The organism is Duganella sp. BJB1802 (genome assembly GCF_013369445.1).
In the GTDB taxonomy this organism is placed as follows: domain Bacteria; phylum Pseudomonadota; class Gammaproteobacteria; order Burkholderiales; family Burkholderiaceae_D; genus Rugamonas; species Rugamonas vulcania_A.
In genome coordinates this window covers 97,608-114,018 of record NZ_JABWEF010000013.1, presented here as the reverse complement: position 1 = coordinate 114,018, position 16,411 = coordinate 97,608, and the positions used below count along the sequence as shown (strand labels likewise).

Below are 16,411 nucleotides of genomic sequence, written 5' to 3'. Positions count from 1 at the left end.
CCAAGGCGCTGTGGCCGTGGGGGCTTTTTAGTCATGCAACGCGACGAACTTAGAATGCGTAGGTCGCGCTCACGTAGGCGGTCGCGCCGTGCGGATCGTAGTAGGTCGGATCGTAACCAGCCTGGAAGTAGTTACCCAGGGTGATCGCCTCAGGCGGTTTGCGGTTGAACAGGTTCTTCACGCCGCCGCGCAGGTTCAGACCCTTGACCAGGCCGGAGTAGGACACTTGCGCATCCCAGGTCGAGAACGCGCCGATGTGCACCGCGTCGGTGCCGGTGGCCGAGTCGGCCCGCGCCGCGTCGTAGTAGCCGGACTGGAAGTTCTGGGTCAGGTCGGCGCCCCAGTTCTTGTATTTCCAGTCCAGGGTCAGCTGGTGCTTCCAGCGGAAGATGATGCCGCCGGCGCTGACCGCGTTCAGCGGCGCGCCTTTGTCGTCGATCGTGTGCGCCACGCTAGGCTGAACGGTGCCGTCCGGCAGGGTCTGGTCGAACTTGCTGGTGTAGGTGCCGTTCAGGTGCGTGTTGAAGGTGCCGTAGTTGTCGGTCTTGGCGATGCGCCAGCGGGCGTCCAGGTCCAGGCCTTCGGTTTTCATGCCGCCGGCGTTCAGGTTGGTCGCCGTGATCTGGGAAATGGCGCCCGAGCCGTCGCGCTGCACCAGGCCGGTGTACAGCGGGTTGCCGGCAAACGCCTGCTTCACGATCAGCTGGGAATCCAGCGTGGTGATCAGGTTGCTGACGTTGATTTTCCAGTAGTCCAGCGCGAACGACAGGCCGGGCACCGGATCGATCACCAGGCCCACCGACGTTTGCTCGGACTTCTCCGGTTTCAGCTGCGTATTGCCGCCCGTCAGAACGGTGTACTGGCCGGAGGTCTTGGTGCCCGGGTCGGTGAAGGTCGCGCTGGTGGCGAAGGTCTGCGGGTTGAACAATTCCGGCAGCGCCGCCTCGCGGAAGCCGCGGCCGTACGAGGCGCGCACCAGCAGTTGCGACAGCGGTTGATAGCGCAGGCTCAGCTTCGGATTGGTCGAGGTCGCGGTCGGGAATTTGTCGGTGCGTACCGCCAGGTCGCCCTCCAGCTCTTTCAGGATCGGCACGTTCAATTCCGCGAACAGCGCCGACGAGTGACGCGATGCCGACAGCGGCAGCGCCTGGGCGCCGTAGCCGGCGATGTCGCCCGACTGGAACGCCGCGCTCGGGTTCAGGTTCAGGTTCTCGTTGCTGATCGAGCCGCCCACCGCGAACTTGGCCATGCCGGCCGGCAGCTGGTACAGGTCGCCGGAGACGCGCGCATGCAGAGCGTCGTTGCTCAGCTGCGAATTGATCATCGGGCCGTTGTAATTGGTGGCCCGGATTTGCGCGGCCAGCGCCGGCGTCTGGGTTGCCGCGTACGGGTTGAAGGCGTTGTTATTGCTTAACAACTTGGCCAGCGCCAGTTGCGACTGGTAGCCGTCCTGCGTGGTTTCGCTCACGTCGCTGACGTTGTGGACATAGGCGACGTCGTAGTCGTAGCCCTTGAACTCGCCGCGCATGCCGATCACGAGGTGCGACAGCTTGGCCAGGTCTTCGTGGCGGCGATTGCCGCCGTCGAAGGCGCGGTAGCTGACGGTGACCGGTTTGCCGGCCTGGTCGGTGTCGGCCAGGAAGCTGGTCGGGTAGTAGGGGCTGCTTGGCGACAGGATGATGGCCGGATAGACGTCGGCCTTCTGGAACGCCAGGTCGTCCTTCAGGAAGTTGGTGTTGTACGGCGATGGCTGGGCCAGGGTGATGGTCTTCTGCTGCGAGTGGAAGCCTTCCATATAGGCTTCGACGTTGTTGTTGAGCTTGAAGCGCAGGCTGGCCGCCACGTTGGCGCGCTTGACTTCCGGCATCAGCGCGACCAGCGGCGCGGGGTTGTAGCGGCAGCTGCCGGTGATGGCGTTGTAGGTGCTGCCGTTCTGGGCGCAGTTGGCGCCGTTGTTGTCGCTCAGCGGATTGCCCAGCGGGTCGCCGATCGATTTCAGGCGGTGCGGAATCACGCCGCTGGCGTTGGGGTCGGTATAGGGATCGAAGGTGTTGATGTTGCCGCTGTTGGTGGCGCTCGCTTCACGCAGGCCGTTGTCGTTCCACGACTTGGTGGCGTACTTGCGCTGGCTGCCGAGGATCTGCTTGTCCTTGCCGACGTCGGCCGACACGGTGACGTTGTAGCGGTCGGTGTCGAAATCGCCCCAGCCGGCGATGATCGACGCCTTGGTGTTGCCGCCGCCGCCGTCCTTGGTGCCGCTGCCGTAGCCGCTCACTTCGACGCCGTTGAAGTTGTTGCGAAGGATGAAGTTGATCACGCCGGCGATGGCGTCGGAACCATACACGCCGGAGGCGCCATCCTTCAGCAGCTCGACGTGGTCGACCGAGGCCAGCGGGATGGCGTTGATGTCGACCGTGGTGCCGTCGGTGGCGTAGTTGGCGAGGCGGCGGCCGTTGACCAGGATCAGCGTCTTGCTGCCGCCGATGCCGCGCAGACTGGCCGAGGACAGGCCGTAGGTCGACGCGCCGACGCCCTGGGCCGCGTTGACGGCGCCGACCTGGGCGTTCGCGCTGATCGAGCTGAGCAGCTGTTCGGTCGAGGTGACCCCCATTTTCTGGATGTCTTCGCGGGTGACGGTCTGTACCGGCAACGCGCCTTCGGCCTGGGCCCGTTTGATCGACGAACCGGTGATTTCAACGCGCTGCATCGGCGCGTCGGCGGCGGTCTGCGCCTGGGCCAGGGCGGCGCCACCCAGTCCCAGCATCACGGATCCCGAGAACATCAGGCGCAGCGAGCGCGCCAGCATTTTTTCTGTAGTCATTTTGGATTCCAAATTTAATAAATAAGACGGCGGCATACCCTTGAAGGCGTCCATGGCGACTCTGCGATGTATAGACAGGCGGAGTCGATCGACATGACAACATGGGGGCGAAAGTGATGTCAACGACAATGTTTCGATTTGCAATTAAAACAACAGTTACAAATTGAAATGCCATAAAAAAAAGAAAATTTAATAAGTTTTTAAGTATTGGGGTGTAACGGCCGGGCAAAAAAAAGCTGGCCCCCACGGGAGTGAGGGGCCAGCCAACCTTGGTATCTCTACCTCTTCACACACTACGCCTTACAGCTTGGCGCGCAGGCCCAGGTAGAAAGTGCGGCCGTTCGAGTAAAACGCACGCGGCTGGTCGGGCGTCTCCGCGTACATCTTGATGGTAGTGTTGGTCAGGTTCAGTGCGTCGAAGGTGATGGTCAGCTGCTCGTTGATCTTGTAGTTCAACGAGGCGGCCAGGTTGCCCGCGCCCTTGACGTGCTGGCTGGCGCCGCGGTCCACGCCGGCCTTGTAGCTGGAGCGGTAGTTGTACGCCAGGCGCGCGCTGAACCTGGCGTCCTCGTAGAAGCCGGTGATGTTGTAGGTGCTCTTCGAGGAGTTCAGCAGCTCGCTGCCGTCGGCCAGCTTGCCGTCCGCGTAGGTGTAGTTGGCCAGCACGCCGAAGCTGTTGAACAGCGGCTGCTGGTAGCTCAGCTCCACGCCCTTGTTCTTGCCGCTGGTGGTGTACGGCGAGGTGATCTGGTACTCCGTCATCTTGCCCTGCTTGTTGTTGAAGAAGGTGCCCACGCTGCCGCCCTGCGCCACCACCGACACCAGGTCCATGTAGAACAGGCCGGCCGACAGCGAGGACTTCGGCGCGAAGTACCATTCGGCGCTCACTTCGGCGTTGTTGGAACGGACCGGATCGAGCTTGACGTTGCCGCCGGACGCGCTGAGCGCATCGTCGTTCAGCGACACCGAGCCGCCCAGCGCGCTGTAGTCGGGACGCGAGATCGCCCGCGCCAGCGCGCCGCGCACCACCAGGTCCTGGTTCACGTCGACCTTGATGTTGGCGCTTGGCAGCACGTCGTTGTAGGTGCGCTCGAAGGTGGTCGGCGTGTAGTCGCCGAAGGCCGAGCCCTTGATCGGGTTGGTGCCGCCGGACAGGTTGACGATCGAAGTCTGCCTGGTGCGTACGCCGCGCAGGCCGACGTTGCCGCTCCAGCTGTCGCCGGCCAGGTTGGCCATGCCGTACAGCGCGGTGGTCTTCTCGTTGACCTTGAACTCGTCCTGCCAGTTGTGGCGCGCCACGAAGTCGATCACGCGGTTGCCCGGCACCGCGCCCCAGGCGCCCAGCGCCGCGCCGTCGTAGCGGAAGTAGGCCGACGACAGGCCGCCGCCCAGGTTGGAGGCGAAGTCGCCCGGATACTGCTGGCCGCTCCAGGCCGGGCCGGGATTGCTGCCGCCCAGCGGGCCCAGCTTCGATTCCAGCGGGTGCTCGGCGCTGCGCTTGTGGTCGGTGGCGCGCACGCCGAACTTGACCGAGTCGAGCACGCCCTGGCTGATGCGCAGCTCGCCGTCCAGCTGGGCGTAGCGTTCCTTGTCGATCGACTGCGATTCGCCGCCGCCGGCCCAGGCTGTGCTGCCGGGCTTGGTGGTCACGCCGCCGGGGTAGGAGACGCTGGCCGGGCTCAGGCCGTTCAACTGGAAGGTCATGCCGCCGCTGACGTTGTTCTGGTAGTAGACGTCGCCGTGGTCCCAGCCCTCGCCGTGGGTCACGCCGGCCTTGCCGCTGAAGGTCAGGTCCTGCGTGGCGCGGTAGCGGAAGTTGAAGTCGACGTAGTAGGCCTCGCCGCCGGCGTCCGGGCGGTAGATGTTGTCGACCTCGCCCGAGTTGCTGGCGAACGAGGCGCCGGTGATGGTGCCGCCCTTGGTGCTGACGTTGGTCGGCACCAGGTTGTCGCGGTTGAAGGAGTTGCCGGGCGCGGCCAGCCAGTTGGTGTTCTGGTGCGGCGCGTCCAGCTTGGAGTAGAAGCCGTTCAGGTCCAGCGTCAGCTCCTTCGACGGCTTGAACTCGGCGTCGAAGGCGCCGCCCTCACGCTTCTTCTTCTGCTCGAACAGCGAGGCGCCGATGAAGGTCGGCACGTACAGGCCTGCCAGCGCCGGATTGGCCTTGGCGGCCGCGCTGTTCTTGCCCACCGTGACATAGCCCAGCACTTCCTGGCCGTCGCGGCGCACCGTGGTCTTTTCGGAGAAGGCCTGCACCAGCACGCCGGCGGTGTTGCTGTCGTTCTTCCACGCGAACAGGCCGGAGAACTGCGGCTCGGTCTTCTTGGCCAGGTCGTTGTACACCGCCTGCACCGACGCCTCCAGCGTCAGCGCCTTCTTGAATTCGAGCGGACGGCGGGTGATGACGTCGATCGCGCCGGACACGCCGCCCTCGACCAGGTCGGCGGTCTGCGACTTGTGCACCACGACCGAGCTGACCAGCTCGGAAGGCAGCAGCGAGAAGCTGCTGGAGCGGCCGACGTTGCCGCCGAACTGGTTCAGCACGAACCAGTCGCCGGTGCTGATGGCGTGGCCGTTGAACAGGGTTTGCTGCAGGGAGGGGCTGGTGCCGCGCAGGCTGACGCGGTCGTTCTCGCCGAAGCCGCCTTCGCCGCCGGCCGACGACTGGATGTTCACGCCGGGCAGGCGCTGGATGGCGTCGGCCACGTTCTTGTCGGGCATCTTGCCGATGTCTTCGGCGGTCACCACCTCGACCACGGAATCGGCATTGCGTTTTTGCTTGAGCGATTGTTCCAGGGCGGCGCGGACGCCCGAGACGGTCACCACCGCCGGTGCGTCGCCGGCTTGGGTGGTCTGGGCCATCGCCGGCGTGGCGAAGGCGATCATCATGCCGACCGCCGCAGCGATCGGGGTCAGGCCGGTGCGGGCCGCTGTGCTGCTTGTTGCGTGCTGTTGAAACGTCATTGCAAATCTCCAGTATGGCCCATGTGGACCTGTTCACTTCTTGTGACGATGAATCTCTCGCAAGATTCCCCCTTGTAAACCAAACAACAAAACCAGTTCGATGCCAATATACTGTAAACAATGATACCAAAGCGCTACCAGTTGCAAAAAAATATAGTGATGTGGTGTTTTTTAGACAAAAAATTGCTTAATATTCACCTGTTTGGTGCAAAATATTGAAATTACATCAATATTACGTCGAAATTTTGGTACTAAATTGGTGCTATACTGTGGCGGAGGGGTATCGTATGATGACGTTGACCAACATCGTGAAGGTGCTTGGCGAGAGCAGCAGCCTGCCGCTGTATCACCAGTTGCAGCGCGCCTTGCGCGAGGCCATCGCCCAGCGCGTGCTGCTGCCGGACGACGCGCTGCCGCCCGAGCGCAAGCTGGCCAGCGACCTGAACGTGTCGCGGCTGACGGTGCGCAAGGCGCTCGACGGGCTGGTGGCGGAGGGCTTGCTGGTGCGGCGCCCCGGCTCGGGCAACTTCATCAACCACAGCCGCATCGAGCAGAATTTTTCCAAGCTCAGTTCATTTTCCGAGGACATGCGCGCGCGCGGGCGCCAGCCCGGCAGCACCTGGCTGCACCGCGCCAGCGGCATCGCCACCTGCGAGGAGGCGGTGCGGCTGCGCCTGAGTCCGGGCGAGGCGGTATATCGCTTCCACCGCGTCCGCTACGCCGACGGCACGCCGATGTGCGTGGAATACGCGACCGTGCCGGGCGGTTGCCTGCCGTCGCTGGAGGCGGTGGATAAATCGATGTACGAGGCGCTGAACCGCTGCGGCAACCGGCCGGTGCGGGCGCTGCAGCGGTTGTCGGCGCTGCTGCTCGACGCCGAGCAGGCGCGCCTGCTGGACGCCAGCGAGGCCGATGCGGGCCTGGCGGTCGAACGGCTGGGCTTCCTGGCCGACGGCCGGGTGGTGGAGTTTTGCCGCTCGTATTTTCGCGGCGACGCCTACGACTTCGTGGCGGAGCTCAGCTCGGTCTGAAACCAGGCCAGCGCCTCTTCCCACAGCGGCTGCGCCTGGGCCTTGAAGTAGCCCATGTGGCCGATGGGGCCGAAGCCGGCCCGCGCCGGATCGATGTCGACGGCGGTGACGGCGGCGTTGCGGTAGCCGGCCATGAAGGCGTCGCGCGAGGCCGGGCCGGCCCACAGGTCGTCCACCGAGTTGGCCGCCAGCACCGGCATGCGCACCCGGTCGTAGCTGTCGCGGATGCCGCTCATCGCCGGATCGTCGAAGAAGTAGTGCGGGTAGCGGCACCAGCGTTTCCACTGGTGGTAGACGGTCAGCGGCAGGTCCTCGCCCATGCCCAGCTTGCTCCACGCCAGATAACCCTTCCAGCGCGTCAGCAGCGGGCCGAACAGGTTCCAGGTGAGCCAGACCTTGGCGCGCTCCAGCGGCGGCATCCAGCCGTGCCAGCCGGCGCTGACGCCGAACAGGTAGCAGGCCGCGACCTTGTGCTGGTTGGGCAGCAGCCCCAGCGCGTGGCCGCCGTAGGAATGGCCGACCAGCAGCAGCGGCAGTTCGTCGCTGTCCATGTGCTCGACGGCGGCGGCCAGGTCGAGCCGGCCCCAGTCCAGGAGGTCCACCTCGAAGCCCTTGAGCGTGGCCGGGCGCGACAGGCCGATGCCGCGGTAGTCCAGCGTCAGCACGCGGTAGCCGCGCGCGGCCGCGAACTCGGCGAAGCGGCGGTAGAAGCCCTGCGGCACGCCGGTGGCGCTGGCCACGACCAGGTGGGCGTGCGGCTCGCCGGCGGCGGGGTAGAGCGTGGCGACGACCGGGTAGCCGTCGGCGGCCTCGAGGGTGATCACTTGCTTGGTCATGGTGGTCTCCATGGGGGCGCTGGTCCTCTCGGGCCGGCCCGCTTAGGCCAGCGTGGCTTCGAGGATCTTGACCAGCGCCTCGATGCCGTCGGCGTCGGTCTGGTCGAAGCGGTTCGGCAGAGGGCTGTCGAGGTCGAACACGCCGACGATCGCGCCGTCGGCGCCGCGCACCGGCACCACCAGCTCGGAGCGCGAGTTGACGTCGCAGGCGATGTGGCCGGGGAAGGCGTGCACGTCCGGCACGACGATGGACTTGCCCTCCACCACGGTGGTGCCGCAGACGCCGCGGCCTTTCTTGATGCGGATGCAGGCCGGCTTGCCCTGGAACGGTCCGAGCACCAGTTCCTCGCCCTTGAGGAAGTAGAAGCCGGCCCAGTTCAGGCCCGGCATGCTGTTGAAGACCAGCGAGCTGAAGTTGGCGGTGTTGGCGATCAAATCGCTTTCGCCGTGGACCAGGCCGGTCAGTTGCGAGCGCAGGTCGTCGAACATGGCGCGCTTGGCTTCGGGAGTGTCGGTGCCGTAGGCGGTGTCGCTGAGGGTGAAAGTCATGATGTCTTTGGATGGAAAAATGAGCCAGGACGGTATGGTAGCCGTTTCCGCGCCCGGCCGCAGCGCTTCAGCCCAGCGTCTCGGCCGCCAGGCGCCGCAGCAGGGCCTCGGCCGGGTGGCCGTCGGCGACGATCAGGCCCAGGCCGGCGGCCAGCTCGTCGCCCTCCTTGAGCTTGCGGTAGGCCACGCCCGTCCGGCTGATCGCCGCGAACGAGGTGGGCAGCAGCGCCATGCCCTTGCCGGCCGCGACGTCGCTGAGCAGCACGTGATGGTCGTGCGGCTCCAGCAGGAAGCGCGGCGCGAAGCCGTGCTTGCGGAACACGGCGTGGCTGTGGTCGAAGAAGGCCGGCTGGCGCGCCCGCTCGAACCAGTACACCGGCTGGTCCTGCAGGTCGGCCAGCGACAGGCTGCGGCGCCTGGCCAGCGGGTGGCGGCTCGACAGCGCGACCAGCGTCGGCTGCTTGCCCAGCGGCTGCACCGGCAGGTCGAAGGTCTTGGTCGGCCGCGCGATGATGGCCGCGTCCCGCCCCCGCGCGCGCAGGCGGGCGACCAGCCGCGGCGCGCGGTCGCCCAGCGTCTCCAGCGCGCCGCCGCCGAGCGCGGCCGGGATGCCGTCGGTGAAGGCGCGGTACAGGTCGGACTCCATCGACGACGTCATGCCCAGCCGCAGCCGCATGGCCGGCTGGCGCGTTTGCAGCGCCTGCTCGGCCTCGTCCAGCAGGGCCAGGATGCGCAGCGCGCGCGGCAGCAGCTCGGCGGCGGCCGGCGTCAGCGCCACGTGCTGCGTGTCGCGCTCGAACAGCTTGACGCCCAGCCGCTCCTCCAGCTGGCGCACGGCGCGGCTCAGCGGCGGCTGCGTCATGTGCAGCTGCTCGGCGGCCTGGCGGAAGTTCAGGCACTGGGCCACGGCCACGAACATTTGCAATGCATGGGTATCGAGTGTTCTCATGATACTGAAAAGGTATCACGATTTTGCACATTCCGCACGCCGCCGACGCCGGCTAGACTCGGCGCCATCAACCAACAACGGAGGTCGGCATGAAGAAATTATCGTTATCGGGTATCGGTCTGGGCTGCATGGGCATGTCGGAATTCTACGGCGCCACCGACGAGGCGCAGTCGCTGGCGACGCTGGAGGCCGCCTACGAGGCTGGCGTCACGCTGTACGATACGGCGGATTCCTACGGCGCCGGCCACAACGAGGAGCTGCTGGGCCGCTTCCTGCAGGGCAAGCGCGAGCATGTGACGCTGGCCACCAAGTTCGGCCTGGTGCGCAAGGCCGGCAACTACGAGCGCCGCATCGACAATTCGCCGGCCTACATCCGCGAGGCGTGCGAGGCCTCGCTGCGCCGGCTGAACGTCGAGCATATCGATTTATACTATATGCACCGTTTGAACCTGGCCGAGACGCCGCTGGAGGAATCGATGGAGGCGCTGGCGCGCCTGGTCCGCGAGGGCAAGATCGGCGCCATCGGCCTGTGCGAAGTGTCGCCGGCCACCTTGCGGCGCGCCGCCGCCGTGCATCCGGTGGCCGCCGTGCAAAGCGAATACTCGCTGTGGACGCGCGATCCGGAGGACGGCGTGCTGCAGGCCTGCCGCGAGGTGGGCGCCGCGTTCTGCGCCTACAGCCCGCTGGGGCGCGGCTTCCTGACCGGCAAGGTGGCGCCGCTGGAGGAGGGCGACTTCCGCAAGCTCAGCCCGCGCTTCGCCGAGGACAACATGGCGGCCAACCAGCGCATCGTCGACATCGTGCGCGAGCTCGCCGCCGCCAAGGGCTGCACGCCGGCCCAGCTGGCGCTGGCGTGGCTGCTGGCGCAGGACGTGGTGCCCATCCCCGGCACCAAGCGCATCCCCTACCTGCTGGAGAACCTGGGCGCGCTGCAGGTGCGGCTGAGCGGCGCGGAGCTGGCGCGCATCGGCGCGGCGCTGCCGCCCGGCATGGCGGCCGGCGAACGCTATCCGCAGGAAGGCATGAAAGGCCTCAACTCCTAGCCGTTTTCCGTGACTGTCCTACGCTCGTTCTAGGCAGCCTCCGATGGCGCGCGCGCGCCGCTCGCGATACTCTGGAGGGCAGTGCGTTGCGGCCGGTACGGCGCGCGTGTTTGTTGACCATCGAAAATGGATTCCATATGTCGACCAGAAAAAAGAACGCCGTCCTACCGCGTCAGGGGAAACAGAGCACATCGTCCAAGGGAGAAAACGCAGTGCCATACGGGTCGCCAAGGCTGTCGCCGGAAATCGAGGCGATGCTGATGGTGGGCGAGGAACACGTCATCATCAATCAGGAGGTGAACCACAACAACGGCTTCATGGCGGAACTGATCGATTCCATCTGAACGGCGGCGCACGTGTGAGGGACATTCAGTTAGCCATGCCTACCGGTACACGGAATGGTCCTACGCGGCTGCCTGCACGCGTCCTATATTGTGTGGCTGGGCCGTGAACTACGATGGCTGCTCCTGTGCGACAAGCAGGATCGGACAGCAGTAGAACTCAAGGAGACTATCATGGCCACATCCAATCAGGACCACGACCAGGGCGGCAAGCAGGGCGATAAATCCGGCAGCCAGCAGAAGGACACCAGCAAGCGCGGCTTCGCTTCGATGGACCCGGAACAGCAACGTGAGATCGCGGCGGAAGGCGGCCGCGCGGCCCACGAGAAAGGCACGGCGCACGAATTCACTTCGGAGGAGGCGCGCCGGGCCGGCAGCATGAGCCACAAGAACGACACCCGCAGCAGCCAGAGCAGCACGCCCGCATCGTCCAAGGGCGGCAAGGAGGACGAGGAGGACGGCAAGGGCGGCCGCAGCGGTTCCAGCCGCTCGGGATCGTCGGGCAGCTCGGGCTCCAAGTCCTAGGCGTGCCGGGCGCGTAAGCGCCGACAGTTCAACAACCCGCCGGCCCGGACGCGTTGGCAGCGCGCCTGGTGCCGGCGGGCTTTTCGTGCGCGCGAGGATCACAGGCAGATCGTCGTGTGCCGGCCCATCTGCAGCGGCGTGCGGCCGCTGATGGCTGTGCGGGCCAGCTGCAACAGCTGCTTCATCTTGCCGGCGCCGGCGTCCCAGTACTCGGCGGTCTGCACGCGCACCCGTATCAGCGCCAGGTGCGGATCATCCAGGCCGCCGGGAAACCAGCCGCGGACCGTCGGGTGCCACAGCTCGCGCGCCTTGGCGCGGTCCTTCAACATGCAGGCGTGGCCGGACACCGACAGGTACAGGTTCTCCTTCGGATTGGAAAAACTGATGTTGACGTCGGGGTGCCGCTGCAGGTCGGCGGTGAAGTCGGCGTCGTCCGCCGTGAAGAACCAGAGATTGCCTTCGTTGTCGATCTGCTGCGTGGGCAGCGGGCGGCAGGTAAGCACGTTCTGGTCGCCGGAGGTGGTGAACATGCCGACCGGCACATCCTTGATCCGCGCCGCGAGGGCGTGGATCTGTTCCTGATTGTAGAGCGGCATGATGCGCCTCCATGATAGTGGACGGTTCCCCCACCATAGCCGTCCCCGCGCGGGCGCACCGTGCGTGACTTCACGTTGTTTTACATTAGCGATACATGCTGGCAATTGACTTTGCAAATGATAATCATTATCATCTAAAATTATTCCAACGAAGAAGGACAGTCCTTGAGCGCCCAAGCCGCAGCCTCCGCCCGTAACGCCAGCCGTGCCGTATGGCTCAAGCATCTGCATCAATGGCACTGGGTCAGTTCGGCGATGTGCCTGTTGGGCATGTTTTTGTTCGCCATCACCGGCATCACGCTGAACCACGCGTCGCAGATCGAGTCCAAGCCGTCCGTGGTGCGCCGGCAGGCCACCGCGCCGGCCGCGCTGACCGCGCAGCTGCGCGCCTACGCCGCCGGCCACGATGGCGCCAGGGAACCCTTGCCGGCCGCCGCCGAGCAATGGCTGCGCGACACGTGGAAGGTGCAGGCCGGCGGCCGCGTGGCCGAATGGGCCGCCGACGAGGTCTACCTGCCGCTGCCCAAGGCCGGCGGCGACGCCTGGGTACGCATCGCGCTGGAGGACGGCGCGGCCGAATTCGAGAACACCGACCGCGGCTGGATCTCATGGCTCAACGACGTGCACAAGGGCCGCAACACCGGCACGGCCTGGAACTGGTTCATCGACATCTTCGCCGGCGCCTGCCTGGTGTTCTGCATCACCGGCCTGCTGATTTTGAAATTCCACGCGGCCAACCGGCCGTTCACCTGGCCGATGGTGGGCCTGGGCATCTTGATCCCGTTTGTTATCGCACTGCTGTTCATTCATTAATCTCACGACAGGTTCTCCATGAAACTACGCTATTCCATCGCCCTCGGCCTGCCGCTGGCCAGCGCCACGGCCATGGGCGCCGAGCTCGCGCTCAAGCTCGAAGTGCCGCAACTGAACGTGGCCGAATACCACCGCCCCTACATCGCCGCGTGGCTGGAAAACGCCGACCAGAAAGTGGTGGCCAACCTGGCCGTGCTGTACGACGTCAAGAAGAAGGACAACGCCGGCACCAAGTGGCTCAAGGATGTCCGCCAGTGGTGGCGCAAGAGCGGCCGCGACCTGGAGATGCCGATGGACGGCGTGAGCGGCGCGACCCGGGCGCCGGGCGAGCAGTCGCTGACCTTCCCGGGCGCCAAGGCCGCGCTGGACAAGCTGCCGGCCGGCCAGTACACGCTGGTGGTGGAGGCGGCGCGCGAAGCCGGCGGCCGCGAGGCGGTCAAGGTGCCGCTGCAATGGCCGCCGAAGTCGGTGCAGAACGTGAGCGGCCAGGGCAAGGAAGAACTGGGCGCCGTGGTGGTTCAACTCAAACCTTAAGGCATGGCCATGAAACTGTATAAATCGTTTATCGCATTGGCGCTGGCCGGCCTGTCGCTGGGCGCGCAGGCGCACAAGCCGTGGCTGCTGCCGTCGTCCACCATCGTCGAAGGCAAGGAAGCCTGGGTGACGGTGGATGCCGCCATCTCCGAAGGCTTGTTCGACATCGACCACCAGCCGCTCAAGCTGGACGGCATCGTCATCACCGGCCCGGACGGCGGCAAGCTGAACATGGAAAACGTCAGCAACGGCAAGCTGCGCAACACCTTCGATCTCAAGCTGCCCAAGCCGGGCACCTACCGCATCGCGCTGGTGTCGCAGGGCGTGATGGGCAGCTACAAGAACAAGGATGGCGAGATGAAGCGCTTCCGCGGCAGCGAGGAATCGCTGGCCAAGGATGTGCCGGCCGACGCGAGCGACGTCAAGCTGACGCGCATGCAGAGCCGGCTGGAGACCTTCGTCTCCACCGGCACGCCGGACATGGCGGTGTTCAAGCCGACCGGCGTGGGCCTGGAGCTGGTGCCGGTGACGCATCCGAACGACATGCGCGCGGGCGAGAAGGCCACCTGGCGCTTCCTGTTGGACGGCAAGCCGGCGGCCAACCAGGGCTTCAGCCTGATCCCGGGCGGCGTGCGCTATCGCGGCACGCTGGGCGAGCTGCGCAAGAACACCGACGCCAACGGCGAAGCCACGTTCGAGCTGCCGGCGGCGGGCATGTACCTGGTCAGCAGCGCCTGGCCGGCGGCCGCGCCGCAGGTGCCGGGCCAGCCGCCGCAGATGCCGCCGCGCCGCGTCAGCTACGCGGCGACGGTGGAAATCCTGCCGCAATAAGGCGCGTACGCTCACCATGCGCCGGGTCTTGCTGCCTCATGTCGTGTCCGAAGATGCGCCGCCAGCCGGCGGCGTGATCCGCGATTTCGCCGGCCACAGCATGGGCACCAGCTGGTCGGTGCGGCTGGTGGCGGCGCCGGACGACCCCTGCGCCCATGTGGAGCAAGGCTTGCAGCAACAGCTCGATGCCGTGGTGGCCGAGATGAGCCACTGGGAAATCGATTCCGACCTGTGCCGTTTCAACCGCGCGGAGGCAGGCAGCTGGCAGCAGCTGCCGCCAGCGTTTTTCGATGTGCTGTCGTTCGCGCTGGACGTGGCCCGCGAGTCCGGCCGCGCCTACGATCCCTGCGCCGGCGCGCTGGTCAACCTGTGGGGCTTCGGCCCGCACGGCAGGTTCGGCCAGCCGGATTTCGTGCCGCCGTCGGCCGCGCAGATCGGCGCGGCGTTGGCGTTGCCGCCTGCGCTGCTGGACCGTGAAGGCCGCCGCGCCTGGCAGCCGGGCGGCGTGCAGCTCGACCTGTCGGCCGTGGCCAAGGGCTACAGCGTGGACCGGCTGGTCTACCACCTGAAGTCGCAAGGCTACGCGCACTGCCTGGTCGAAGTCGGCGGCGAGCTGCGCGGCGCCGGCGTCAAGCCGGACGGCCAGCCGTGGTGGGTGGCGCTGGAGCAGGTGGGCGACGCTGTTGCTCAGCAGCCGGACCAGCTGGTGCTGGCGCTGCATGGCTTGTCGGTGGCGACCTCGGGCGACTACCGCCGCTATTTCGAGCTGGACGGACGGCGCTACTCCCACACCATCGACCCGCGCAACGGCATGCCGATCGCCAACGACCTGGCCTCCGTCACCGTCGTGCATCCGCAATGCATGGCCGCCGACGCCTGGTCCACCGCGCTGACGGTGCTGGGCTGCGAGCACGGCCTGCGACTGGCCGAGCGGCAGGGCCTGGCCGCGCGCTTCGTTGCCCGCCAGGCGGACGGCGGTTTTATCGAACACATGAGTACCCATTTACACAGCATGCTCGACGAATGATCTGGACCAACGACCCCACCCGATTGATGCTGGCAGCCAGCCTGGCGATGAGCTACGCGCTGGTCTGCCTGGCGCCTTGGCTGCGCACGCGCCGCAAGCGCCTGGCCGCGCGGCGCGCCAAGGCCGAGGCGGCCGCCAACCCGGGCTGGATCGTGGCCTACGCCAGCCAGACCGGCAACGCCGAGGAACTGGCCGGCCAGACGCTGGCGACGCTGCGGCTGGCCGGCATCCCGGCGCAGCTGAGCGAGCTGTCCGAGCTGCGGGCGGACGACCTGCAACGCGCCGAGCGCATCCTGTTCCTGGTCAGCACCTACGGCGAGGGCGACGCGCCGGACGCCGCCGCCGCCTTCGCCGGCCGCCTGATGACCGATGGCCTGGCGCTGCCGCAATTGCACTACGCCGTGCTGGCGCTGGGCGACAGCGCCTACGCCCAGTTCTGCGGCTTCGGCCGCGCGCTGGACCAGTGGCTGCAGGCGCAGGGCGCGCAAAGCCTGTTCCCGCGCATCGAGGTGAACCGCAGTTCGGCCGAGGCCATCGGCGCCTGGCGCCAGCAGCTCAGCCATCTGGCCGGCACCAGCGACGCGCCGGACTGGAGCGCACCGGCCTTCGAGTCCTGGCGACTGGCCGAACGCGTGCTGCTCAATCCGGGCAGCGCCGGCGCGCCGCTCTACCACCTGGAGCTGGAGCCCGCGAACGGCGCGCTGCCGGCCTGGGAATCGGGCGACCTGGTGCAGGTGTGCGCGCCAGCCGATCCGGAACGCGCCCGCGAATACTCGATCGCCTCGATCCCGGCCGACGGCCGCGTGCACCTGCTGGTGCGCCTGCACACGCACGCGGATGGCAGCCACGGCGCCGCCTCCGGCTGGCTGACCCTGCAGGCCGGGCCCGGCCAGATCATCCAGCTGCGCCTGCGCCAGCATCGCCGTTTCCGGCTGGAGGACAACGCGCAGCGCCCGCTGATCCTGATCGGCAACGGCAGCGGCATCGCCGGCCTGCGGGGCCACCTGAAGGCTCGCACCGCATCGGGACGGGCCCGCAACTGGCTGCTGTTCGGCGAGCGCAACGCCGCGCACGACGCCCACTATCGCGACGAACTGGCGACCTGGCAGCTGCACGGCAAACTGGAGCAGCTGGACCTGGTGTATTCGCGCGACCAGCCGCGGCGCCGCTACGTGCAGCACAGCCTGGCCGAGCAGGCGGACGCGGTGCGCGCCTGGGTCGCGGCCGGCGCCGCCATCTACGTGTGCGGCAGCCTGGACGGCATGGCGGCCGGCGTCGACGCCGCCCTGGCCGCCGCGCTGGGCCGCGAGGCGCTGGACCAGCTGGCCGCCGCCGGCCGCTACCGGCGCGACGTTTATTGACGTTTTATTACAACGCACCGCGATGGTGCGAATTTGAACGTTCTGTGAATATCAAAATATTACGTTTTATACATATATTATTGAGAAAATATGGAAATTTAATTTTGCCATAAGCCGCGCAGGGCAAACTTGTGAGGTTTGTTCTAATTTTGCTTCAACCATGTATCAAAATGTAGCGGCAGGCCCGATAATT

Annotated in this window: 15 protein-coding genes; 9 read left to right on the top strand and 6 right to left on the bottom strand. The window is 66.4% G+C overall.

Features of this window, described 5'->3' with window-relative positions:
* Positions 1-49: 49 nt before the first annotated feature.
* The gene (locus HUX88_RS20380; RefSeq protein ID WP_158568951.1) at positions 50-2,821 is read right to left on the bottom strand and encodes a TonB-dependent receptor; all 2,772 of its coding nucleotides are present in this window, start codon (positions 2,819-2,821) and stop codon (positions 50-52) included.
* A 300-nt stretch (positions 2,822-3,121) separates the two neighbouring features.
* Positions 3,122-5,782 carry a TonB-dependent receptor gene (locus tag HUX88_RS20375; protein ID WP_117014861.1) on the bottom strand — a complete coding sequence of 887 codons (2,661 nt, stop codon included), beginning with the start codon at positions 5,780-5,782 and terminating at the stop codon, positions 3,122-3,124.
* 287 nt (positions 5,783-6,069) lie between these two features.
* Between HUX88_RS20375 and HUX88_RS20370 the strand changes: the two genes are divergently transcribed.
* Complete coding sequence (locus HUX88_RS20370) at positions 6,070-6,813, top strand: GntR family transcriptional regulator (protein ID WP_117014863.1); 744 nt, start codon at positions 6,070-6,072, stop codon at positions 6,811-6,813.
* Here HUX88_RS20370 and HUX88_RS20365 read toward each other — a convergent pair.
* The 3 genes from HUX88_RS20365 to HUX88_RS20355 form a co-directional block, all read right to left on the bottom strand.
* Entirely contained in the window at positions 6,780-7,649 is an 870-nt protein-coding gene (locus HUX88_RS20365) for an alpha/beta fold hydrolase (protein ID WP_199538818.1), read from the bottom strand. The two genes, HUX88_RS20370 and HUX88_RS20365, sit on opposite strands and share 34 nt — an antisense overlap.
* A 42-nt stretch (positions 7,650-7,691) precedes the next feature.
* Positions 7,692-8,198: a GAF domain-containing protein gene (locus tag HUX88_RS20360; RefSeq protein WP_117014866.1), complete on the bottom strand. Its 507-nt coding sequence runs from the start codon at positions 8,196-8,198 to the stop codon at positions 7,692-7,694.
* A 67-nt stretch (positions 8,199-8,265) separates the two neighbouring features.
* On the bottom strand, positions 8,266-9,147 hold the full coding sequence (locus tag HUX88_RS20355) for a LysR family transcriptional regulator (RefSeq protein WP_176362937.1): 882 nt from the start codon (positions 9,145-9,147) through the stop codon (positions 8,266-8,268).
* A gap of 89 nt (positions 9,148-9,236) precedes the next feature.
* On the opposite strand from HUX88_RS20355, the gene HUX88_RS20350 reads away from it, so the two are divergent.
* From HUX88_RS20350 to HUX88_RS20345, 3 genes are all read left to right on the top strand, one after another.
* Positions 9,237-10,190 (top strand): aldo/keto reductase, encoded by a 954-nt coding sequence (locus HUX88_RS20350; protein ID WP_176362936.1) that lies wholly within the window; start codon positions 9,237-9,239, stop codon positions 10,188-10,190.
* A gap of 212 nt (positions 10,191-10,402) precedes the next feature.
* On the top strand, positions 10,403-10,534 hold the full coding sequence (locus HUX88_RS33005) for a hypothetical protein (RefSeq protein ID WP_301549486.1): 132 nt from the start codon (positions 10,403-10,405) through the stop codon (positions 10,532-10,534).
* 171 nt (positions 10,535-10,705) lie between these two features.
* Positions 10,706-11,056: a KGG domain-containing protein gene (locus tag HUX88_RS20345; RefSeq protein WP_117014871.1), complete on the top strand. Its 351-nt coding sequence runs from the start codon at positions 10,706-10,708 to the stop codon at positions 11,054-11,056.
* A gap of 98 nt (positions 11,057-11,154) precedes the next feature.
* Here the strand turns inward: HUX88_RS20345 and HUX88_RS20340 are convergent, their stop codons facing one another.
* Positions 11,155-11,652: a pyridoxamine 5'-phosphate oxidase family protein gene (locus tag HUX88_RS20340; RefSeq protein WP_117014873.1), complete on the bottom strand. Its 498-nt coding sequence runs from the start codon at positions 11,650-11,652 to the stop codon at positions 11,155-11,157.
* A 165-nt stretch (positions 11,653-11,817) separates the two neighbouring features.
* Between HUX88_RS20340 and HUX88_RS20335 the strand changes: the two genes are divergently transcribed.
* The 5 genes from HUX88_RS20335 to HUX88_RS20315 are packed head-to-tail and all read left to right on the top strand — an operon-like array spanning position 11,818 to position 16,218.
* Positions 11,818-12,465, top strand: coding sequence for a PepSY-associated TM helix domain-containing protein (locus tag HUX88_RS20335; RefSeq protein WP_176362935.1), 648 nt, complete (start codon positions 11,818-11,820; stop codon positions 12,463-12,465).
* Positions 12,466-12,483: 18 nt separating this feature from the next.
* Entirely contained in the window at positions 12,484-12,999 is a 516-nt protein-coding gene (locus HUX88_RS20330) for a DUF2271 domain-containing protein (RefSeq protein WP_176362934.1), read from the top strand.
* 9 nt (positions 13,000-13,008) lie between these two features.
* Complete coding sequence (locus tag HUX88_RS20325; protein ID WP_117015000.1) at positions 13,009-13,830, top strand: DUF4198 domain-containing protein; 822 nt, start codon at positions 13,009-13,011, stop codon at positions 13,828-13,830.
* A gap of 16 nt (positions 13,831-13,846) precedes the next feature.
* The gene (locus tag HUX88_RS20320) at positions 13,847-14,857 is read left to right on the top strand and encodes an FAD:protein FMN transferase (RefSeq protein ID WP_176362933.1); all 1,011 of its coding nucleotides are present in this window, start codon (positions 13,847-13,849) and stop codon (positions 14,855-14,857) included.
* Complete coding sequence (locus HUX88_RS20315; protein ID WP_176362932.1) at positions 14,854-16,218, top strand: sulfite reductase subunit alpha; 1,365 nt, start codon at positions 14,854-14,856, stop codon at positions 16,216-16,218. Before HUX88_RS20320 ends, HUX88_RS20315 begins: the two co-directional genes overlap by 4 nt.
* Positions 16,219-16,411 lie beyond the last annotated feature (193 nt).